Source organism: Sphingobacterium olei, from assembly GCF_005048855.1.
Classification (GTDB): domain Bacteria; phylum Bacteroidota; class Bacteroidia; order Sphingobacteriales; family Sphingobacteriaceae; genus Sphingobacterium; species Sphingobacterium olei.
Genome location: NZ_SUME01000004.1, coordinates 468,757 through 491,985 on the forward strand (window position 1 = coordinate 468,757; position 23,229 = coordinate 491,985).

The 23,229-nt window shown below is 38.6% G+C and carries 19 protein-coding genes; 11 read left to right on the forward strand and 8 right to left on the reverse strand.

Going from position 1 to position 23,229, the window contains the following annotated elements; genetic code table 11:
• Positions 1 to 41: 41 nt before the first annotated feature.
• Positions 42 to 1,184 (reverse strand): glycosyltransferase, encoded by a 1,143-nt coding sequence (locus tag FAZ15_RS11925; RefSeq protein WP_136901531.1) that lies wholly within the window; start codon positions 1,182 to 1,184, stop codon positions 42 to 44.
• 128 nt (positions 1,185 to 1,312) lie between these two features.
• Between FAZ15_RS11925 and tgt the strand changes: the two genes are divergently transcribed.
• From tgt to FAZ15_RS11940, 3 genes are all read left to right on the forward strand, one after another.
• Entirely contained in the window at positions 1,313 to 2,443 is a 1,131-nt protein-coding gene (tgt, locus tag FAZ15_RS11930) for a tRNA guanosine(34) transglycosylase Tgt (protein WP_136901532.1), read from the forward strand.
• Between the two features lie 86 nt (positions 2,444 to 2,529).
• On the forward strand, positions 2,530 to 3,612 hold the full coding sequence (locus FAZ15_RS11935) for an LptF/LptG family permease (RefSeq protein WP_136901533.1): 1,083 nt from the start codon (positions 2,530 to 2,532) through the stop codon (positions 3,610 to 3,612).
• Between the two features lie 8 nt (positions 3,613 to 3,620).
• Positions 3,621 to 4,532, forward strand: a complete 912-nt coding sequence (locus FAZ15_RS11940) for a DMT family transporter (RefSeq protein ID WP_136901534.1) — start codon at positions 3,621 to 3,623, stop codon at positions 4,530 to 4,532.
• Positions 4,533 to 4,546: 14 nt separating this feature from the next.
• Here the strand turns inward: FAZ15_RS11940 and mnhG are convergent, their stop codons facing one another.
• The 7 genes from mnhG to FAZ15_RS11975 are packed head-to-tail and all read right to left on the reverse strand — an operon-like array spanning position 4,547 to position 10,309.
• Positions 4,547 to 4,972 (reverse strand): monovalent cation/H(+) antiporter subunit G, encoded by a 426-nt coding sequence (mnhG, locus tag FAZ15_RS11945; RefSeq protein ID WP_238387233.1) that lies wholly within the window; start codon positions 4,970 to 4,972, stop codon positions 4,547 to 4,549.
• Positions 4,962 to 5,234: a monovalent cation/H+ antiporter complex subunit F gene (locus FAZ15_RS11950; RefSeq protein ID WP_136821350.1), complete on the reverse strand. Its 273-nt coding sequence runs from the start codon at positions 5,232 to 5,234 to the stop codon at positions 4,962 to 4,964. The genes mnhG and FAZ15_RS11950 overlap by 11 nt, the downstream gene beginning before the upstream one ends.
• A complete protein-coding gene (locus FAZ15_RS11955; RefSeq protein ID WP_136821349.1) occupies positions 5,231 to 5,707 on the reverse strand; it encodes a Na+/H+ antiporter subunit E in 477 nt (158 codons plus the stop codon). The genes FAZ15_RS11950 and FAZ15_RS11955 overlap by 4 nt, the downstream gene beginning before the upstream one ends.
• A gap of 4 nt (positions 5,708 to 5,711) precedes the next feature.
• A complete protein-coding gene (locus FAZ15_RS11960; protein WP_136901535.1) occupies positions 5,712 to 7,220 on the reverse strand; it encodes a proton-conducting transporter transmembrane domain-containing protein in 1,509 nt (502 codons plus the stop codon).
• The gene (locus FAZ15_RS11965; protein ID WP_136821347.1) at positions 7,217 to 7,573 is read right to left on the reverse strand and encodes a Na+/H+ antiporter subunit C; all 357 of its coding nucleotides are present in this window, start codon (positions 7,571 to 7,573) and stop codon (positions 7,217 to 7,219) included. Before FAZ15_RS11965 ends, FAZ15_RS11960 begins: the two co-directional genes overlap by 4 nt.
• A complete protein-coding gene (locus FAZ15_RS11970; RefSeq protein ID WP_136821346.1) occupies positions 7,573 to 7,998 on the reverse strand; it encodes a Na+/H+ antiporter subunit B in 426 nt (141 codons plus the stop codon). Before FAZ15_RS11970 ends, FAZ15_RS11965 begins: the two co-directional genes overlap by 1 nt.
• 1 nt (position 7,999) lies before the next feature.
• Positions 8,000 to 10,309, reverse strand: coding sequence for a putative monovalent cation/H+ antiporter subunit A (locus FAZ15_RS11975; protein WP_136901536.1), 2,310 nt, complete (start codon positions 10,307 to 10,309; stop codon positions 8,000 to 8,002).
• 610 nt (positions 10,310 to 10,919) lie between these two features.
• Between FAZ15_RS11975 and FAZ15_RS11980 the strand changes: the two genes are divergently transcribed.
• From FAZ15_RS11980 to FAZ15_RS12015, 8 genes are all read left to right on the forward strand, one after another.
• Positions 10,920 to 11,453, forward strand: coding sequence for a sigma-70 family RNA polymerase sigma factor (locus FAZ15_RS11980; RefSeq protein ID WP_136901537.1), 534 nt, complete (start codon positions 10,920 to 10,922; stop codon positions 11,451 to 11,453).
• A 61-nt stretch (positions 11,454 to 11,514) separates the two neighbouring features.
• Positions 11,515 to 12,687 carry a FecR family protein gene (locus FAZ15_RS11985; RefSeq protein WP_136901538.1) on the forward strand — a complete coding sequence of 391 codons (1,173 nt, stop codon included), beginning with the start codon at positions 11,515 to 11,517 and terminating at the stop codon, positions 12,685 to 12,687.
• 322 nt (positions 12,688 to 13,009) lie between these two features.
• On the forward strand, positions 13,010 to 16,624 hold the full coding sequence (locus FAZ15_RS11990; protein ID WP_136901539.1) for a SusC/RagA family TonB-linked outer membrane protein: 3,615 nt from the start codon (positions 13,010 to 13,012) through the stop codon (positions 16,622 to 16,624).
• 11 nt (positions 16,625 to 16,635) lie between these two features.
• Positions 16,636 to 18,120 carry a RagB/SusD family nutrient uptake outer membrane protein gene (locus FAZ15_RS11995; RefSeq protein WP_136901540.1) on the forward strand — a complete coding sequence of 495 codons (1,485 nt, stop codon included), beginning with the start codon at positions 16,636 to 16,638 and terminating at the stop codon, positions 18,118 to 18,120.
• Positions 18,121 to 18,131: 11 nt separating this feature from the next.
• Complete coding sequence (locus FAZ15_RS12000) at positions 18,132 to 19,541, forward strand: substrate import-associated zinc metallohydrolase lipoprotein (protein ID WP_136901541.1); 1,410 nt, start codon at positions 18,132 to 18,134, stop codon at positions 19,539 to 19,541.
• Positions 19,542 to 19,558: 17 nt separating this feature from the next.
• Positions 19,559 to 20,881, forward strand: a complete 1,323-nt coding sequence (locus FAZ15_RS12005) for a DUF4302 domain-containing protein (RefSeq protein ID WP_136901542.1) — start codon at positions 19,559 to 19,561, stop codon at positions 20,879 to 20,881.
• A 330-nt stretch (positions 20,882 to 21,211) separates the two neighbouring features.
• Entirely contained in the window at positions 21,212 to 22,144 is a 933-nt protein-coding gene (locus FAZ15_RS12010) for a hypothetical protein (protein ID WP_136901543.1), read from the forward strand.
• Between the two features lie 236 nt (positions 22,145 to 22,380).
• Entirely contained in the window at positions 22,381 to 23,181 is an 801-nt protein-coding gene (locus FAZ15_RS12015) for a hypothetical protein (RefSeq protein ID WP_162304930.1), read from the forward strand.
• Positions 23,182 to 23,229 lie beyond the last annotated feature (48 nt).

Sequence of the window (23,229 nt, forward strand, 5' to 3'; positions counted from 1 at the left end):
ACAAAGTGAAAAGTTAAAATTATCTTCGATGAGCTTAAGCTCTATTTCCATGAGTTCTGTTTTTTACTCCGGTTAAAAATACCATTGAAGCAGATGTAAAAATAGAAAAATAAGTCTAAAATAGGTAGCCACAGTAAAAGGTCTTTCACCGCCAGTTTGGAATAAATAGGTTTAAATATAATAAATTGGAGAAGTAAACGAAATAGATATGCTGCGAGTGCGAAATACCACAACGAGGGGTAGCAGGCCAGACAGACGATCAGCATCAGGTAAAATGTAATAGCTGTGAACAGCTGCGTTCCGAGCATATATTGGTGTTTTTTCTTATAAGCTACAGAAGCACCCGCATGTCGGGCTTTCTGTTTATAATAGCTTTTCCACGTATTCTTGGCTAAAGAATATACATGTGCATCAGGATGTATGGCAATATTTACATTATTTTTGGTGGCATTGTGGTTGACGAAAAGATCATCATCACCCGATTTAATATGCATGTGTGCGTTAAAGCCTTTGCCTTTGAAAAATAAAGACTTGGTATAAGCGAGGTTGCGACCCACCCCCATATAGGTGTTTCTCTTTAGGGCATAAGAAAGATAACTTATAGCCGTATGTGTGGTCTCAAAGCGGATCAGTTTATTTAAAAAACCTTTAGTTTTGAAATATGGGGAATAACCTAATACGATTTCCTTTCCTTCGGTAAAAGCGTCTGCCATTTCACTCAGCCAATGGAGGCTTTGTGGTTGACAATCTGCATCGGTCAATAGTAAATGATCGTATTGCGCAGCTTTGATCCCCATGGTCAATGCAAATTTTTTGCTATGCTTCAGCTTTATGTGCTCTTTAATATCTACAATCTTGAGATGATTGTATTTTCCTCCGAAATCCTGAAGCACCCATTTGGTTTCATCATCAGAATAGTCATTTACAACGATTACCTCAAAATTGGGGTAATCTTGCTGTAATATGGTAGGCAGGAAGTTCTTCAGATTTTCTTGTTCGTTTCGTGCACAGATAATAACGGAAACAGAAGTATTGACTGGAGTTCCTTTAAAAGATGCTACTTTATAACGTGCCAAACGAGTATAGACAAACAATAAATAATAAAGTTGGAACACCAGGAATAACCCTAGCCCCCCGAATAGAATGTAGGGGAGATTTATTAAAATATCTGTTTTATAATCCATATGAAGGCTCAAAGATAAGGCGTTCTTTCAATATATTCGATGACTAGCGTTAAGATTTGCTAATTAAATGTTCCGGATGTCGTCGGGTCAAAATTTTATAGTATTTTTGCGCTTGATTTAATAGTAGTATGAACTTTACGCTTCAAGCACAAGATAAACTTTCTCAAGCACGCGCGGGGGTGATGGAGACAGCACACGGAAAGATAGAAACTCCCATATTTATGCCCGTAGGTACTGCGGGGACCGTAAAAGCGGTACATCAACACGAACTGGTCAATGATATCCAAGCACAGATCATATTAGGTAATACCTATCATTTGTATTTGCGTCCGGGATTGGATGTCTTGCATAAAGCTGGTGGTTTGCATAAATTTAATGGGTGGGACAGGCCTATTCTTACCGATTCGGGAGGGTACCAGGTTTATTCCTTAACGGAGGTTCGGAAAATAAAAGAAGAAGGGGTAACTTTTCGTTCGCATGTAGATGGTTCAAAACATTTGTTTACGCCAGAAAATGTGATGGATACGCAACGCATCATTGGTGCAGATATCATTATGGCTTTTGATGAATGTACGCCCTATCCCTGTGATTATAATTACGCACGCCGTTCACTGGACATGACACATCGTTGGTTAAAACGTTGCTGTGATCGTTTTGATAGCACTGATCCACTGTATGGATACGATCAAACTTTGCTTCCTATTGTGCAAGGTTCGGTTTATAAAGATTTACGTGAAAAATCTGCTGAAGTTATTGCTTCTTTTGAACGGGAAGGAAATGCAATAGGCGGTCTTTCTGTGGGCGAGCCGGCAGAAGAAATGTACGCCATGACAGAAGTCGTTACCAAAATTCTTCCATACGAAAAACCCCGCTATTTAATGGGAGTAGGTACGCCTATTAATATCCTTGAGAATATAGCGTTAGGCATCGATATGTTTGATTGCGTTATGCCGACACGTAATGCCCGCAATGGTATGCTTTTTACACGTAATGGTATTATTAATATCAAGAATGAAAAATGGAAAGATGATTTTTCAGCTATAGAGGCAGAGAGCGACCTTATGATGGATCAAGTGTATTCTAAAGCTTATCTTAGGCATTTAATTCGATCTCAGGAAATTTTAGGCGCGCAGATAGCATCTTTACATAACTTACACTTTTATCTTTGGTTGGTAAAACAGGCCAGGGAAAAGATTATTGAGGGGACTTTCTATGACTGGAAAGAAAAGATGGTTAAAGTGTTAGGAGTTAGATTATAGGGATTAGACTATAGGTGTTAGAGAGCAGGTGTAAGCCTGCGAGCTCATCGAAGATAATTTTTACTTTTGATTTTTTACTTTGTAAGATGAATATCATTGATCGGTACATCATTAAAAAATATTTAACTACGTTCCTATTTACGGTAGGGATCTTTGTCGTTGTTATCGTCGTATTCGACGTGTCCGAAAAGTTAGATGATTTTTTGAAGAATAAAGCATCGATGTCTCAGGTGTTCTTTCAATATTATGCCATGGGTAGCGTGCCTTTCTTTTTGAATATGCTTACTCCATTGATCAACTTTATCGCCGTTATCTTCTTTACATCCAAAATGGCAGATCAAACCGAAATTGTGCCTATTTTGAGTGGTGGAATGAGTTTCAATCGCTTTTTGAGGCCGTTTATGATCTCTGCTTCTATTGTTTTTGCATTTACATTAGTTTCAAATCTCTATATACTCCCTTATACCAATAAGCTCAAGGTAAAGTTTGAGAATGTATATGTACATCCGCATAAGGTTAACTCTTCTAAACAATCCACACATATGCAGATCGATTCAAATACCTATGTGTACATTGATAATTTTGATACCAAGCGCGCTGTAGGCTATAACTTTGTCATGGAGAAGTTTGACGACAATGAACTGACCGAGAAGCTTATGGCAGACCGTGTTACATGGGATTCAGTTTCGAATAAATGGCGTATAGAAAACTATACGAATCGCATTATAAAAGGATTAGACGAAGAAATGCTCAAGGGTGAAAGTCGGGATACTACATTGGATATGAAACCGCAGGATTTTGAGGCATATGAGAATATCTTCACGGCGATGGATACGAGAGAACTCGAGGAGCGTATACGCAAAGAGGAAATCCGTGGCACGGGCATGATGAACGATCTCCTGTTGGAAAAGTACAAACGTTGGATTAATCCTTTTTCTGCTTTTATTTTAACGCTGATGGGTGTTTCGCTTTCCTCCAAAAAAGTGAGGGGAGGAATCGGTTTAAGTCTTGGAATAGGTATTGGATTGAGTTTTGCATATCTCGTATTTAATCAATTTTCTACGATGTTTGCGTTGAAAGGGGGGCTACCACCTCTTTTGGCTGTACTCATTCCGAATGTTACGTTCTTGATTTTAGGTCTTGTCTTATTGGTTAAGGCACCGAAATAATTTTTAATATGTTATTATCTGCACGTAATCGTAATTTGCTGATCCTGCATTTTACGGTTCTTATCTGGGGATTCACAGGGGTTTTGGGTGGGTTGATTTCTATCTCGGCTTTGCATTTGGTTTGGTATCGGGTACTGTTGGCCGCTTTGGCTTTGTTGGTGTATTTTCGGATAACTAAAAAATCCGTCGTCGTCTCGCAGCGGGATATTCTTAAATTTATGGGAGTGGGTGTCATTGTTGGTCTTCATTGGGTATTATTCTTCCACTCCATTAAAATCTCTACTGTTTCCGTCACATTGGTTACGCTTTCATCCGTTACGCTGTTTACAGCTGTCCTTGAACCTATTATAAATAGATCAAAAATTTCTTTTGCCGACGTGCTGATCGGTCTGGTCATTATTTTTGGTATTTACCTGATATTTAAGTTTGAATTTCAATATCTCTGGGGAATTATTTTCGGCCTGTTGTGCGCTTTTTGTGCAAGTATATTTTCTATTCTAAATGCGCGAATGGTGAAGCGTTCCAGTCCTACTATTATTACCTTTTATGAGATGATAGGTGCCTTTTTTGGGGTTTCTGTTATTATGTTGTTGAAAGGGGAGTTTACAGATGAGATGATACTCTCCAATTCAGATTGGATGTACTTAATCCTGTTGGGAGTGGTATGTACAGCTATTGCATATGTGTTGGGCGTGGCGGTGATGAAAGAATTGAGTGCCTTTACCGTAGCTCTGACGACGAATATGGAGCCTGTCTACGGGATTATTCTAGCCGTGTTGATTTTTGGGAAAAAGGAAGAAATGAGCACCGGATTTTATCTCGGGGCGATAGTAGTATTAGGCGCTGTATTTGTTTATCCTTATATTAAAACAAAAATAGAAAGCAGGAATAAGCAGCTTGTTAATCGGAAACTTCATTAAACCGACAATTAGTATTACTTCGTTTCTTCCTCGGTGTCTGCGATGTTGTCTTCTTCTGGGCCTTTGGGGGAATCCGCCTTCTCAGGATCTGATTCCAATTTATGAGTTTTTTTATTATACATCCCCTCTAGTTCGTCTATGATAGTACCTTTCCAAAGCGGTGTATTCGAAAAATAAGAAGCGCGACCTATCATGTGTGCGGCAATAGGTGAAGTAATAAAAAGAAAAAAGATGATGGCAATTGCTTTTGTGGTAACAGATATATCTGGAAATATTATTGCAGCACAAAGTAATAATAGTCCTACGCCCAATGTAGAGGCTTTTACGGTTACCGATAATCGTAAATAGAAATCTGGCATCCGTAAGATACCCAACGCAGCGAAGAATATCGATAGTGCGCCGATTGTACTAATTATAGCTATAATAATATCACTCATCATTTCTTTTTTCAATATAATAAGAAAACGCAACCGTGCCCAGGAATGCAATTAGCGCCAATATAATTGCAACATCTAATAATACTTTCTGGTTTGATCGAATAGTAAAAACAGTAATAATGCCGATACCTATTGTAATGATCAGATCCAGCGCCACCACTCTATCTACAACATGTGGTCCTTTTAACAGGCGAAAAAAGACCAAAATAATAGATAGGGTCAGCAATGGTAGTATAAAGTAATCAAAATAAATTTCTAATGTCATCGCAAAATTTCTAATAATCTTCTTTCTAAACCAGTTTTTGTCTGTTTAACGAATGTTTCTGCATCTTCCAGGTACATTACATGGATGTACATCGTCGTTTTATCTTCACTGATATCCAAAATTAAGGTTCCTGGTGTCAGTGATATCATGGTGGAAAGCAGGTTGATTTCAAATTCCGTTTTCGCATTCAATGGATACCGAACGACACCTGGCTTCATGAAGTATTTTGGGGTCATCACATCGTATGCAACTTGTAAGTTCGCTTTTATAATTAGGTATAAAAAATAGACGACGAAACTAAGAATCTTAGGTACACGATAGAAATAGCGCTGATCGATATCGTTACGGTTCATGATCCATAACACGAAAAAGCCAAGTAAAAAGCCAAAGACAAAATTTGTATAATACATGGAACCGGTCAATGCTACCCAAATAAAAGAGAGCAAAAGGTTCATCAAAAACTGTTTTATCATATCCTTAATTTTGTTTTCCTAAAACTGCGTCCACATAAGGTCGCGTATCTATTAGCTGATCTGATATCTTATCGACCAATTGTATGATTGTTTCTGCATCGAGCCCGATATATAATGTCACGGCTGCCAGTATTCCTACGGGTAGGATCAACAATATTTTGCGGATCAACGGCAGCGGTTCAAATTTGTTTTCCACTTCTACATCTTTCGGAACGTCTTTCCAGAATACTTCAGACCACATTTTGGCGATGACGTATAGTGTTACAAAACTCCCAGCCATGAGTGCGGCTACAAAAAAATATTGTTGTTGTGTAAACGCTTCTTGAAACAGGTATATTTTTGGCCAAAAGCCTGATAGCGGAGGAATACCGACCAATGAGAAGAGTACCAATGCAATGAGCAAGGAAATTTTTGGGTACTCTGCGTATAGCCCGCCAAGGCTTTTCATGTCCATCGTTCCGCGTAACTGTCTGATGACGCCGGCTATTAGAAACATATTTGTTTTTACCACAATGTCGTGGATCAGGTAGAAGATAGTCCCCATTAATGCAATTTTGGTAAACATCGCAATCCCGCCGATCATGAATCCGATATGGCAGACGATGAGGTATGAAAACAATCTCCGTATGTTGGTTTTTATTAAGGCACCCATTGCTCCTGTGATAACGGTAAATACGGCCATACCCATCAATAGGTTTTGCGTAAATACATCGAATGCAAATAGCAGGCTGAATACCCGGATAATGGCGTAGATACCTACTTTTGTCAAGAGACCACCAAAGGTCGCCGCCACCGCAGAGGGTGGGGTATGATAGGATGAGGGAAGCCAGTAATACAAAGGGAAAACTGCTGATTTTATCCCAAAACCAATCAAGAAGAAGCAGGCCGTAATACCAACTAGGTATTGGTTTTGTACTTGGGTTATTTTTACAGATAAATCGGCCATATTCAAGGTCCCGGTGATGCCATAGAGTATTCCGATTCCGGTAAGGAAAAACGTAGAGGCCAGAATATTCATGGCCATGTATTTTACTGCTCCTTCTAACTGCGCTTTGCGGCCACCCAATGTCATGAGTACAAAGGATGAAATGATGATAACCTCAAACCAAACGTATAAGTTGAATATGTCCCCGGTCAAAAAGGCACCATTCAATCCCATTAACAGAAAGTGGAAAATAGGGAAATAACCATATAGCATCCGCTGTCTGTTTAACCCTGTCGATGAAAATATGGACACGGCGAATCCTGCTATTGAGGTCAATAATACTAGCGTCACGCTGAGTAGATCGGCTACGAATACAATGCCAAATGGTGCTTCCCAGTTTGAGGCATTCATGGTCAGAATACCATTTTCGTATACTTTATCAAAAAGCCGGATAGCGAGTAGTAGTCCCAACAAACTGCCACCTACACTGATAAAGCGTTGGCTAACAGTCTTCCGCCAGGCAATAAGTTGTAGCAATGCCGAAAACAGATGGATAAAAACTGGGGCTAAAATGTGATTGTCTATCATATATCTTCCTCTTCGGGCGTATTTAAGTCATCTAAATCATCTGAATTTACAAGAGCGTAAACTCGTTTCAACAATACAATAGCAAAGGCGGTCAAACCAAAACTGATCACAATTGCCGTTAAAATTAAAGCTTGCGGAATGGGATCTGCAAAAGCATCCTGAAATATTTTAGCATTTTCATCGATAACTGGAGGTTTACCTTTCGTAATGCCTCCAAGTAAGAAAATCAAAATATTGGTGCCGCTTCCTAAAAGCATAATACCCAACAGTAATTTTACCATACTTCGGCGAAGTATCATATACACACCGGCAGCATAAAGCAGGCCTAAAAGAATTATTAATAGCAACTCCATTAGTCTTTTTCGGTTAGATTGTTTAAGGAAATAGTAAACAAAATAGTTAATATTACGCCGATAACGACTAGATATACGCCTAAGTCAAAAAATAGAGACGATCCAATCATGCCGATTACGGGTATGGGCTCTTCAAACCAAAGACCGGTCATTGGTGGAAGTCCAAAAAGCATTGGAGCAGTCATACTCACGGTGGATACACCTAAACCGATCGGGATCAAAGACAGAGGCTTTCTTCTTAATATTTTCATCGTCGCTTCTGTTCCATTGGCGAAACTATGTAAAACGAATGCAATCGAGGCCACCAAACCACCTACAAATCCACCTCCAGGGTAGTAGTGTCCGCGTAGCAATAGAAAAAATGAGAAAAGTAACAGAATAGGAAGTAAGTACTTCGTAGCTGATTGTAGTATAGGACTTCGCATATTATTCTTTTTCTGTTGATTTTAACCGTAACCTTATTAAACTGTATACGCCCAGCGCTGCAATACTCAACACCACCGTCTCAAACATGGTATCGATACCTCTAAAGTCGACGAGTATCACATTTACGACATTTTTACCTTTGGCTAAGATGTAGGCATTTTCACCATAAAAATTAGCAATCTCTTCTGAAATAGGTTCCGACCATACCCGTAAGGCGATTAGTGATATGATGACTCCAAAACTCAACGCGATTATCCCGTCTCTGTACAGGATCGCTTTTCCAGTATGATTGATAAAACTCGGTAGCTTATACAAAACCAATACAAATAAAACCGTACTCAAGGTGTCAATGGTAAACTGTGTCATCGCCAAATCGGGAGCGCTATAGAACACGAATATCAAACAGATACAGTATCCAATCACACTCATCGCAACGACCGATGTCAATCGGGAAGGGGTTGTTACGACGATGTATAGGGCACCTATCAAAATGACGATCACACCTATCTCATAAAACGAAGGTGTTGTGATTTTTTCAAGATCAAGGGTTATTGGCCCGCTAATCCATAACTTGTATGCTAAGAGGAGTTCTGCAAACAATATAATTTTTAGATGATACGATCTCAGGTATCCGTTGTGAAATAGATCGGTATACCACCTTGAAAACCGCATAATGTCGTTGGCGTAGCCCCTAAAGATGCGTTGCGGCGCTATTGAGTTTAGTTTTTCAATGGCTTTTAACTTGGATGGACTGGGTTTGTTGACGAAATAGACGAGGGTTCCAGCTAATAAAGTAGCAACACTTAATATCAACACGATATTGAGATGCCATATTTTAAGATACATATCTGTTTCGCTTCCATAAACTGCATTCGCAGTGGCATGATTTATAAAATCGCCTACCGGACCAGGAAACCAGCCAAAGACCAATCCCAATATGGCTAATATCAATGGAGGTATCCACATGGATTTATACGGAAGATGTATGTTCTCAAATTGCTTGGGTAAGGTTCCCACAAATGGTTTTATACCAGCCATAAATCCAGCGGCTACTAGTCCGATATTAGTTGCAATAGCTACTGCGTTCAATATCCAACCGAGTGTTTGATAATCGGTATGTAAGGTGGCTTCGTATATTAAATCTTTACCAATAAACCCATAGGTAAGTGGGAGACCCGCACTGGACAAAGCAGCTAGAATACCTGCTATCGAGACTGGCAATAATACTTTTCGTAGACCTCCTAATGCTGTGATATCCCGTGTGCCCGTTTCATGGTCGATGATGCCGGTTACCAAGAACAGTGTAGCCTTGTATAGAGCATGTACTAATATAAAAACACTTGCAGCTATGATAGCTTCCCGCGTACCTAAACCGATAAGAAAAGTCAAAATTCCTAACGCAGAAATAGTAGAATAAGCTAAAATTCCTTTTAAATCAATTCGAAATAAGGAATGGATAGACGCAAATAGCATGGTAAATCCACCCACAGCCATAAGGGGATAATTCCAATAATCGGTGCCCCCTAATATTGGAGAAAACCGCGCCAACAAATAGATCCCAGCTTTGACCATCGTAGCCGAGTGCAGATAGGCAGATACGGGCGTAGGTGCTTTCATTGCTCCTGGTAACCAAAAATGAAAAGGAAATTGTGCCGATTTTGTGAATGCACCCAAAAACAGGAATCCCAGTATCAAAGGGTAAAGTTCATGATTGAGGATGAGCTCGCGAGCATCAATCAGTTCGGAGATGGTATACGTGCCCGCAATATTCCCTAGTAGTATCAAGCCTGCCAAAAGGAAAAAGCCGCCTAATCCAGTTACACTAAGTGCAGTCAAGGCACTTTTTCGGGAATCTGAATTGTCGTTGTTGAATCCGATCAAGAAGAAGGAGCTGATACTCGTTAGTTCCCAAAACACAAATAACAAAAGAATATTATCCGATAGTACTACACCCAACATGGCTGACATGAAGAGGCATAAATAGCCGAAGAAGCGATCAAAAAAAATATAACCTTTTAAATAGGTTCTAGCATAAAAAAATATTGCTGTACCGATTCCTGTAATTAGGAGTGCGAAAAGTAAAGACAACCCATCCAGCTTGAAATCAAAATCTACACCCAATGAAGGAATCCAATTTATATGCTGTAAAAAACTAGATCCGGCAGATATAGCAGGAACATAGCTCATAAAATACAAGAATAACGATGCAGGCAATATGGTAAGGAGAAAACTCCATTTAGTCGTTAATAACTTGCCAAATGGAATAATTAAAAGCGATATGATTAATCCGGATAATACAGCTAATAGCATCTATTTTTTATTATGGATTTACAGAAAGCCTTAAAAATACAAAAAAAAGTGGTTTTTTCTGAAAAAAGTATCATGTGAATTTTAGATGATTGACTTTGGGGTTGAACCGGGGGTGTGTTTGCTAAGTGCGTTTGTGTATGAAATTTTTTTCTTTTTGGTAGAAAAATAGGGGTTAATAACGATTTGAGGTTGAGTTTAGTTTGTGTTTAAAAAAAAAGTATCTATGTTAAAGTTGAAGTAAAGTAAAATTAGGGTGTTATTTGTGGTTAACGTGTTGTTTTTTCTGTGATATTCATTTCTTTTGTTTGTTTTTGTCTTTATTTTTCAGACTTTAATTTGATTTTATGACGTTATTATAGTTATATTAGTTGTTGAAAACATTTTAATGTTTAGTTTTATTCGTTGGTTAGTGTGTTTTGTTTTAACAATCATCGGGTGATATTAAATGTTTTTGATATTTGTTTGGTTATTGGCTTGTTCGCCTACCTAACCATAGTTTTTATTTTTTTAATTAAAAATTGCATATATCTTTACTACGGCATATATTGCATAGACAACAGTGCGAATTTCTTTCGAGATCGGGGTTAGTGTATTAATAAACGGGGAAATTATGATGGATAGGATTTCTGACGAGGATTTATTTAAAAAAAATTACCGTAATGTTTGTTACTTTGCGTGGCAAATGGTCGGTGATAACGAGCTGGCCAAAGATCTGGCGCAAGATGCTTTCTTTTCCTATTTCCAAAATCGGGAAAAGATTTCTGAAGATGAAAATGCTATTCGGTCCTATTTATATACATCTATTAAATACGCCATTTACAATAACAATCGTAAAGATAAAGTCATTGAAAAATATTGGCAAAAAAGCCACTTCAAGGAATACGACGATGCTGATTTTGAAAATAACATTATAAAGTCAGAATTTATTGTTGAGATTAATCGGATCGTTAATGAATTGCCAGCTTCGTGCCAAAAAATATTCCGTCTAGGTTATCTCGACGGATGGAGTAATCAAGAAATTTCTAAAGCACTTGATTTAAGTGTAAATACCGTTAAAACACAGAAGAGAAGAGGATTAAAGGTTGTGCAGTCTAAATTAAACCCGGAGTTTTTACTGTTTTTTACTGTCCTTTTCTGTAAGTAATAAAATATTTTTTATTTTTTGTCACCCCTTTTTTGATTCTAGGTTTCTTATACTTAGAATTATGAATAAAAAACCTTTCCATATTGCTCAATTGTTAGCGAAGTACGCTCAAAACGAGTGTTCTGAAGAAGAAGTTATAGAACTTAATCAATGGTTAGCAGCTGATAAACGGAATAAAATACTTTTTGACGAGCTTATTTCCTCCAACAGGATAACTGAAGATCTATCTTATGTAAGTTCGATAGATGTAGATAACGAGTGGATTAAATTTTCGAAAGGCGGAGCGGTAAAAAAGACTAAAACCAAGTGGTGGCTACCACTAGCGGCAGCGGGCGTCGTGCTGATTAGTTCCCTACTGTATGTTACATATTTTCGTTCTGATGAAGTGGATTCTGTTCATACTGCGAAGGTTGTAGAAAGTAAGAGTCTCAAGTATAAGAACGATATCTTGCCTGCTGAAAAGTCAGCTCGACTGGTTTTGCCGGATGGTACTGAAGTGGCAGTTGGTGATGATATCTCGGTAGATTTAGACGGTAAAATAAGAGATGGTGCGAATCATCATGTGCTGTATGGGGATTTACTTCCTGCGGACAACAAACCAATATACACGACTTTAGTTGTCCCGAATGGTAGTTTTTTCAAAATGACACTGCCTGATGGTTCTCACGTGTCAATAAATTCAAAGTCCCAACTTAGATTTCCTGTTGCTTTTGACGATAATGAAAGAGTCGTCTATTTAGAAGGGGAAGCTTACTTTGATGTTGCAAAGGATAGCCAACGGCCATTCAAAGTCGTTGCAAATGATACAGAAATAAAAGTGCTCGGAACAAAATTTAATGTGCAGGCTTTTGAAACGGCATTCAGGACAACTTTAGCCGAGGGCAGTATTGGGATTAAGAATAAGGATGAAGAGAAGGTAATCCAACCGGGGCAATATGCATTGATATCGCAAGGAAGCATCAAAATTGGTAAAGCCAATTTGAAGAAGGATCTAGCTTGGAAAAATAACGAGTTCTATTTTGAAAGTGACAACATTGTTCACATCGCCAAGCAGATTCAATCGTGGTATGATTTAGATGTTGTACTCGGAAGGTCTGTGTCTACATCGAAAACGTATTCCGGTTCGATTAATAGAGATGTAAACCTTTCCGAAGTGTTGAATATGCTCGAATTTGTAAGCGATTTAAAATTTACATTAGAAGGAAATAAATTATTAATCAAAAACAACGTATAATATGAAATATCCATAATTGCACCCCTAACCTGCTAGTTCGTTGATTCTATTGAAGATAAGTAAACTCAAATAAACAAACTGATGGAAATAATATGGATATTCCATATGACTTTTTAAAAAACAAATTATATGCATATGAATTAAAAACAAGTACAAAAAAAACAGGAGTGTTGGCGCACCCCTGTAGAAATTAATCAAGTCGAAAGTAACCGATCGTTAACAGTTAATCTTAACCCAATTAATCAAATGTATGAATAACTTACCATTTGGCAAAAGGCGTATTGATCCAGTTAATACGTTTTTTCTAAAAATTTTCCGAATTATGAAAATAACAACGCTTATTTTGTTAGTTCTTGCCACCTGTGCTTACGCAGAAGGCACCGCCCAGCACGTTAATCTTTCTGTGCATAATGCAAAACTGGAGGATGTATTTCAACAAATCACCAAACAGACAAACTATAAATTCTTATATAGCGATGAAGTTATTAAGAATTCATCACCAGTTAGTGTACAGATTAAGAATGCTTCGGTAACAGAGGCGTTATCGCGAGTTTTAAAAGATAAGGCATTCTCTTTTAAAATTATTGCAGAGACCATCTCTGTAAATTATTCCGAAAAAAGTCCGACAAAGGTCGTAACTGATCAGAATCAGATTACCGGAACAGTTAGAAGTAGCCAAGGTGAAGCTTTAGCAGGTGCTTCTGTTACTGTTAAAGGGTCGTCAGTGGGAACTACCACCGATGCAGACGGTAGATTTACTATTTCAGCAGCCACCAATTCCATTCTTGTCATACGTTATATTGGATACAACGCACAGGAAGTTAATGTAAGCGGACGGAGTACTGTGAACATTACGCTCCAAGAAGACGATCAGACGATTGAGACCGTAGATGTGATTGCGACGGGGTATCAGAATATGGACAGAAAACTATTCACAGGTGCAGCATCTCGTGTTAATGCGAAAGATGCTGAAAGAAATGGTGTTCCAGATATCTCCCGTATGCTTGAGGGCCAAGCAGCTGGTGTGTCGGTACAGAATGTCTCAGGTACATTTGGTGCTGCTCCGAAAATTCGAGTCAGGGGCGCTACATCATTGTCCGGCGAAAATAAGCCGCTATGGGTTATAGATGGTATTATTATGGAGGATCTGATCAATATTTCGAATGAGGCTCTATCCACTGGAGATGCCAATACACTTATTGGATCTTCAGTAGCCGGTCTGAACCCAGATGACATTGAGTCTTTTACTATCCTAAAAGATGCAGCTGCTACAGCCATGTACGGTGCACGCGCCATGAACGGAGTCATAGTAGTAACAACGAAAAAAGGACGGAATACCGAGGGGAAGGCATTGGTGAATTATTCAAGCAACTATACGACGTTCCTTAAACCAAATTATAATCAATTTGACATAATGAATTCTGCAGAGCAGATGTCTGTATTAATTGAACAAGACAATAAAGGTTTCTTCAACCATAGTGCTGTATCAAGGGGCGCTACTGGAGGCGTCTTCTTTAAAATGTACAATGAGATGTATGACTACGATCCCGTTACAGGATTTGGCTTGGAGAACACAACTGAAGCTAAATTAGCATATTTACAACGATATGCTAGCGCTAATACGGATTGGTTTGATGTATTGTTTAACAATTCTCTGCTTCAAGACCATTCTCTTAGTATTACCTCCGGAACGCAAAGATCGTCTACATATATTTCTACATCGTTTATTCACGACAGTGGTCAGACGATGGGCGATAACGTTAAACGGTACACAGCTAATCTTAGAAACTCATTCCAAATGAATGATAAGTTTTCTGCTGAGCTTTTGGTCAATGGCTCAATTCGTGATCAAAGAGCCCCCGGAACATTAACCAGACAGTCGGATCCTGTCTTTGGACAGTATTCCAGGGAATTTGATATTAACCCGTATTCTTATGCATTGAATATCAGTAGATTGATTACTCCTTATGATGAAGGTGGAAATCTGGAATACTTTACGCGCAATTATGCTCCGTTTAATATTATCAATGAATTGAATAACAACTATTTGAACCTTACCAATATGGATCTGAAGGTGCAGGGAGGACTGAGATATAAGGTTATACCTCAATTGACCGCATCTGCAGACCTTGCCTACAGGTATGCGGGTACGGAGAGACAACATTATGTAAAGGAAGGTTCAAACATGGTACAAGCGTATAGAGCTGACGGAGATGCAACTATAGCGGATAACAATATCTTATTGTACACGGATCCGGACGATCCAAACAGCCTTCCTCTTGTAGTCCTCCCAGAAGGTGGTTTTTACAATACATCTATCAATAATTTAAAAAACTACTATTTCCGTTCTAATTTAGAGTATGACGACACTTTCAATAGTGATCATAGAATAAATGCTTTTGGATCCTTTGAAGTACGCTATACGGATAGACAAAACTCAAACTATGATGGTGTTGCGTATCAATACGAGAACGGCGGATTGGTAAATCCTAACTATAGATTCTTCAAAAAAATGATTGAAGGAGGAAATCCTTACTTCGGTATGAATTATGAATGGGAAAGATTTGTAGCAGGAATGTTTCGAGGTGCCTATGCTTATAAAGATAAGTACTCGGTGAACTTTACCACTCGGATAGACGGTTCTAATGTACTTGGGAAATCCAGAACCGCTCGTTGGTTACCGACTTGGAACGCATCTGCGAAATGGAATATTGATCAGGAAGGGTTCTTCAATTCCGAAAACAGATATTTAACAGCCTTGAGCGTTCGTGGTACGTATGGGCTGGTGGCCAGCCTCGGAAGCGCCAGAAATGCCTTGCCTGTGTTCTACAATAGGGTCTCCTATAGACCATATGAGGATGAAAAGGAGGCGCTTACCTTTATCAGTAGTTTAGCGAACTCAGAACTGACTTGGGAAAAGCTCTACGAATTCAATATTGGGACCGATTTGCAGTTGTTTGGAAAAATTGATATTACCGCAGATTGGTATAATAGAAAGATCTTTGACTTGATAGGCAGTATACGTACCTCGGGTATCGGAGGTCAATTCACTAAGCAGGCCAATTATGCCGACATGGAAGCTCGGGGTTTTGAATTAACAGTTGCGGGATCACCAGTTAGATTGGAAAATGGTTTTAACTGGCGCACGCAATTTAATTTCGGCCTCAATAAGAACAAAGTTACGAGACTAGACGTCAACCAAAATATTTGGACCCTGGTGAGGGCGGAGGGAGCTGCGGTACAAGGGTATGCTCAACGTGGCTTGTTTTCCCTCGAGTTTGATGGATTGAACCCAGATTATGGCTACCCAACATACATAGGTACGGAAGGTGAAAAAGATACGTACATCTATTTACAAAGTGAAGATATTGACTATTTGAAATATCATGGCCCTGTAGATCCAACATTTACTGGTGGTTTTTACAATAACTTTAGTTACAAAAATTTTGGACTGACGGCATTATTCACTTTTGCTACAGGTAACTTCGTGAGATTGCAGCCCAGTTATTATTCTGGATATTCTGATATGGCCTCTATGTCAAGAGATATGGTTAATCGCTGGGTAATGCCTGGGGACGAAACAGCGACTAATATACCTTCCATACTGGATCCGACATCGGCAAATCGTATTTTGAGAGCGAACGGAACAACAACTAATGCCGCGTATCCCTATAATGCTTACAATTATTCAGATCAACGGATAGCAAGCGGCGACTTTGTCCGATTGAAGCAACTGCAATTAAGTTATATGCTGCCTAAATCTATAGCGGAAAGATTGAGAATGACCTCTGCGCAAATAGCGTTGGTAGGTAATAATATTGCGCTGCTGTATTCCGACAAAAGGCTGAACGGCGCCGATCCAGAATTTTTCAACAATGGGGGTGTGGCGATGCCTGTACCAAGACAATATACATTTTCGTTAAAGATGGGCTTCTAATAGTATAAGACATGATAAAAAGATATTATAATTTTTTGATTATCTCGGGACTGGTTTTGGTTTTTACTTCATGTAACAAGTACCTAGATCAAAATCCCGATATGAGGACTGAGATCGACAATGTCGATAAAGTGGCTCAATTGATAGGTACCGCATATCCATCCTATAATTACTTGGCAATGGCCGAACATTCATCGGACAATGTGTCGGATAAGGGAGTGGCTATTGGTACTAACGATTCTCCGTATTCGGAATATTATTATTGGGAGGACGTAATCGGAAGTGGCAACAATACGCCAACGCAATATTGGAATACCTGTTACGCGGCCATTGCTGCTGCTAACCACGCGCTTGATGCCATTGAAAAAAATAATTTGGGCAATGAGGTTCGTCCCTACAAAGGGGAAGCTCTGGTTGCAAGAGCTTATGCGCATTTTATGTTAGCATTGTTTTTTGCTCAACCTTATGAGATTGACGGTGCAAACGATTCTCCTGGGATCCCCTATATTGATCGGCCGGAAACCGTTGCTTTGGCACAGTATGAGAGAGGAACTGTAAAGGAGACCTATGATAAAATTAGGGCTGATTTGGAAGAAGGCTTGCCTATGTTGGCAGGAGGGGTCTGGAAAGTGCCGAAGTACCATTTTAATACGTCCTCCGCAAGCGCGTTCGCGTCTAGGTTTTATTTGTTCACAGGTGAATTCCAGAAGGCGTTGAGTTCCGCCAATAATGTATTTGGTAACGGGGATTACACCAACAAAATTCGACAAGTAAATAGTGTGTTGAGATTGATGACTTCGGCTGAATACCTTCTGGAAATGACAAAACCGGATAAGGACTTCAATCTCCTGATAAGAGAAACGTATAGTGTATACCAGCGTCAGACAGGAGCCTCTGTTTATCAAAGATTTGGTTATGGTCAAAAAAAGTATAATGAATTTTTCGCAACTGAAATCTTCCCGGGAACCATGATGTACACGAAAGGTTTGAGTTATTCCAGTGGGCAGCATTACACTTCGTATATGTGGAATGAATACTTTCATATCACAAATATTCAGGCAGGTACTGGTTTTCCATATATTATGCAGCCAATTCTGACATCTGATGAAGCGTTGTTCAATCGTGCAGAAGCATATGCACAACTTGGGAATGATGCGAAAGCTTTAGAGGATATCAATCACCTGTTGAGCCAAAGGGTCAATAATTACAATGATGCCACGCATAGTTTGACGCTGGATAAAGCTCATGCAGCTGCAGGAACTACTGATACCAAAGCAGCCTTAATCCATATTATTCTGAAAATGAAGCAACGTGCGTTTGTTACTGAAGGAGTCAGATGGATGGATATTGTCCGTCATAGATTGCCTGTAGTACATGTTGTGTTAGATGAGAATGATGAAGAGACAGAGATGGTACTGGAATCCAATGATCTAAGAAGAGTTTTCCAAATCCCAAGTGAGGCATCGCTAGCAGGAGTTAGTCAAAACCCTAGATAATATTTAAGACTATGAAAATTAAATTGATCCATATACTAGCTATAGCCTCGTTGATAGGGCTTGCTGCTTGTAATAAAAGTGACGAGAATTTAGATGTTGATCTATCACAGTACAATTACGATAATTTCCAAAAAACGGAAATAGACGACTACCTATATAATACGTTAACAAAACCGTATAATATAGAAGTGGTTTATAGGTTCGATCGTAGCCATACTGATATTGCTAAGAATATTTCTCCTCCTAATATTGAAAAGGTAAAGCCTGCGGCAGACATGATCTTAAAAGGTTTTTTGAAACCTTATGAGCTCTTAGGTGGGGAGGAGATGATTAAAACCTATACGCCAAAACAGTTTGTTTTATTTGGTTCTCATGCATACAATGATAATGGAAGTGTTACATTGGGTACTGCTGATGGAGGGCGTAGAGTGGTGTTGTACGATGTAAATAATATCAGTGAATTGCAAGGGAATGATATCAAAAGAAGATTGAGAACCATCCATCATGAGTTCACCCACATTCTGAATCAGATGGTGGCAATACCTCCCTCGTTCAGAACCATTACGGCGGACCATGTGGATAATTGGCTAGCGGCCGAGAATACAGAAGCAGAGGCAAAGCGACTTGGTTTTGTTTCGAGATACGCACGAAGTAATTTCGGAGAAGATTTTGCTGAGATGGTTGCTCATTTGTTGATCGAAGGTCAGGTTTGGTTCGATAATTATGTTGCAGGTATCGAAGAGCAGGAGTACAGAGATAGGATTCGTTTGAAAGAAAGTGTGGTACGTGAGTACTTTAACAGCTACTTCAATATTAATTTTGGGGAGCTGCAAGCGGAAATGTATAGGGTACTTACAGAAGAATATAACGCTACTTTCCCTGAAGATATCACCTTAACGTTTGGCTATCAATTGGCTATGAACAGGGTGAGTACTATTACTATCGATCCCACAGCGGCACATTATACGACTTATGGCAGTTCTGCTGCATTTAATACAATGCTGACGAACTATAACAATGCCATGGTGGCAGCAGGTTGGAGAATGAGAACGATGCAGTTGATGTTTACAACTACACCAGGTAAGATGACCTTGCGAATTGGGTTTACAACAGCGACTACTACAACACCAGTGTATAATGGCGATTATGACTTTAGCTATACTGTCAATGCGACAAACGGACTTATTACCTTTACCAAGATGCTGCCGGAAGGAACAGGTGCGACGTATAATAATGGACGGGAAACCAGGCTTCCGCCGTTTGAGCAATTTCTGCTTCCTTACCTAACGGGAAGACAGTTTATTGCGAATTACTTGCCTACAGGTATTACACCAGATAGCCCGCTGTACCGCACCTTTGCCGGATTCCGGGAGAATGGTGTTGCTACAAATTATTTCTATGGCCCTGTTATATATAGATAACATTAATAGCAAATTAGATGATGAAAAAGATTTTAATATTTATTATAGTCCCCTTCCTTTTTATTGGTTGTAATAAGGAGAAGACAGAGTCTTTGTTTGGGGTATTGCCTGAAGAGCGGATGGCAGAGCGGCTAGAAGAGCTTCAATCAAAACTGTTGGAATCTCCGAGCGGATGGAAAGCTACCTTGAATACAGGTACATCGAGCAGTAAAGGGGCATACAATTTTTACATAGACTTCAACGATGACAATAGCTGTAAGATGCAGGGAGATTTAAGTTCTGCTACCGCTACAGATTGGCATAATTCGACATATCGCATTATATGGGCGATGAATGCGTCTATTTTATTTGACACATTCACATATATTACGATGCTACAAGAGCCTTCTGCAACCTACGGTGGTACGGCTCCTCATGGCTATAGAAGTGATATTGAGTTCGAATATATTAGATCTACCACTGATTCTATTTTCTTGAAAGGAAAGAAATATCAGCATGATCTAGTACTGACAAAGGTAACAACTAATGCCGAGGCCTCTCTTGACGCAGGCGAGTTTGCGGCTAAAATTCAAGAAGTAGTCAATTTCTTTGCAGAGAATACAAATGCATATTTTGAAACTGGAGATGGTGTTAAGTATGCTGTGGCGATTGATAGGATAGCCAAAACAATATCCATAACTTGGTTAGACAATCAAGAGAATGTTCATTCCAGAACATCTGGTTTTGCATATAGTTTAAACGGAATAGATATCTTCCAGCCAATATCATTTAACGGCACATGGTTAACTAGGATTGATTTTGACAATGATGATGTGAAGATGGTTTCTCTTTCAGGATCGTATGAAGTAGAAAACAATGCTATACCTATTTTACCTATCACGACGTTGTTTGCTGCTAATGGTGCATTTAATGCGATAGTTGTTGAAGGGCCAAATCTACCTCCCGGAATTACTTCCGAGTTTAATACAGTATGGCAGAATAATATAAACTTTTACGCAGCTAATAGCGCTACGTTAGAGTATATGCGGTTTTCGCTAGTTAACTCTACTACAGCTAGGTTAAGTGTCGGCTTTAGAACGCAGGGTGCTGTTTATATTTCACAGGCTGAATATAGCTATACCTATGTTGGAAATGTAATAAAGTTATCAAATCCTCCGACATCAACAAATGGCAACTATAATAATGGTTGGCTTCAGGCAGCTATGAAAAACTATTTCATAGGAGCTGAGTTTACACTCGATTATGTAGTGAGCTCAAATCCAGATATTGTTAACATAGGAGGTCTTTACAGAACGGACAACCCCAACTCGTTTTTCTATGGAAAATTAGCTAAGTTATAGTTTTAAAATTAAATAGGTCTGTCTTAAAATTTTAGGACAGACTTATTTAATTGTTGTTTGCCTAATGTAAAAGATAAAATATGAAAATACAATTTTTAATAGCTATTTTTTTGTATGTGTTTTTATATCTTCAAAGACAGAGTTAAACGATCGGTATCGTGGAAGTGGTTTCTTTAATTTTTTGAAAGTTTAGAATATGTCGCATTTTTTATATTTCAACGCATACATGCATAAATATGATTAGTTAAATATTATTTAACACTAAATTTAAATATAATGAAAAAAATCTTCTTTAAAAATCAAAATGTACTATAGCCTTTTTTTGCTATATTGGCTTTTGTATCGTGTTCTAAATATGAGTTTCAAGATATTCGCTTAGAAAATAGTAAAGTAATTGAAAATTTAAATCCTATTTCGGAAAATGATATTTCACTATCACTATCATCTCCGTCGTTTGACATCACATCATTTACGGATATTGACCCTTTACCTGAGTTATCTATTCCGACAACTGAAAGTGAGGCAGAATTATTAACTGCTACGCTTTTAAGTAATTCACAAGCATATTTGCTTTCTAAAGGATATACTGCAAGTGAAGTGTTGGAAGAATTTAGTAGTTGGGACTCGCCTGAGGTTGCTGTTTTGGGATTGGTCTTGTATGCTCTGGAAGAGGGACCATCGTCGAATTCCGATGTTTGGGACTGTGCTTTACGCGCCTTAGGCGTGGATCGTCTAATTGATTGGGCCAAAGGAAAATATGTTGGTAGCTATGCAGCTCGGAAAGCTTTAATAAGTTTGATTGGTAAGACTGCGACCAGGTTGGGGTTAGGTTATATAGGTACTGCTATGATGGTCGCAGAATTTGTCCATTGTGTTGCGCAAGGTTATGAAGTTTATTATCCAGACGGATTAGGCTCTGTGGCATATGATGATTATGGAAATATGGTTTTACTTGATCGTGTTCCAGGATTTTTGTCAGCTGAATATTCTGGTGGAGGATATAAGTATTGCTCTGATTATTATTTGCTCTTCACAAATCCAAGTATTCCTTATCCCTTATACGAAGAATTATATGGTTATTGGTATAATTATTATCTTACACCAGACTTTTCAATTAATGCCCCCAACGGATTTTATATTGCTAAAGAAAATTATGACAATGAATATTTAGAATTTATATATGTTAAAGATGCAGCTATACAATATATAGGATTGGCAATAGAAAGTTCTGGGCCTGGACCTGGTAATCCGATGCCTGAATAAATATATTATTACGAGTCTCCGATAACCCCGTTCGTGCAAGTGTTGTGCTGAGGGGGGATGGTGAGTGGAATCATTGTGCGTTCTTGGACTTAATGGGCTTTTTGAAAGTTCTATGATCCTAAACTGTATCGCGAGTTGTATCGTTAAGCGAATAATATTTTTGGAAAAAGCTTGAATAAACTCTTTAAATGATATTTGATGAAAGACTTATGATCCAAACGAAATTAATATATAGTATGCGATTTCTGCCAATTTTACTTTTGTTCCTTTTTGCAACCTGCAAGAATTCTCCTTCTGTAGAGCTTTCCGGTAATTTGCCAATTGATTCCACAGTATATATAGATCTATATAATGCGATTAGCGGTAAGCAAATTTTATTGGATACGATTATTGGGCATACTTTCCATCTGAAGATAGACAGCATAGCTGCCGGTATTTACACCGTTGTCTTTTCCTGGAAACGAGATATTCTGAAACCTACCGAGCTAAAACGGTATGCTCGTTTTGGTGAGGGAGATTTGCCTCGATATGTACTTTCCAAATCCGTATGGTTAGATCCGAAAGAATCTCGAAAATATACGTTTTCAATATCAGAAGGACTTGATCAGTCCCAATTGGAACAGGGCTTATTAGATGAAGATTGGGGAGCGGATTTGAGCGTGAATGCTAAGGGTGAAAATTTTCGTTTATATCAGGAGTTTACAGACATCACAAAAAAATATAGCTTAGTGAATCTGAAAGCAAAAGATAGCCTTAAGCAGATCATATATAAGCTGAATGAATCAGGTGATCTGGAGGCGTCTAGATTACTTAATCAGCAGCTAAGCACTGTGTGGGTTAATGGTTTACGAGATAGCTTGGTACAGGAGGAGGTAAGCTTTCTGAAAAAAAATATAGCTACTATACCTGTTCCATATATCTTTTACAGTTTGGTGAATACGCAAAGTGATTTCGATACCTATAAAGAAGTTTATGATGCTTTATCTCCAAAGATAAAGGAGACTCTTGCAAAGCGCATGTCGATATATTTAAAATAATACAGTTATGGAAAAAGTATTTGTCATTTCTAGCCAAGTCGTCAGTAT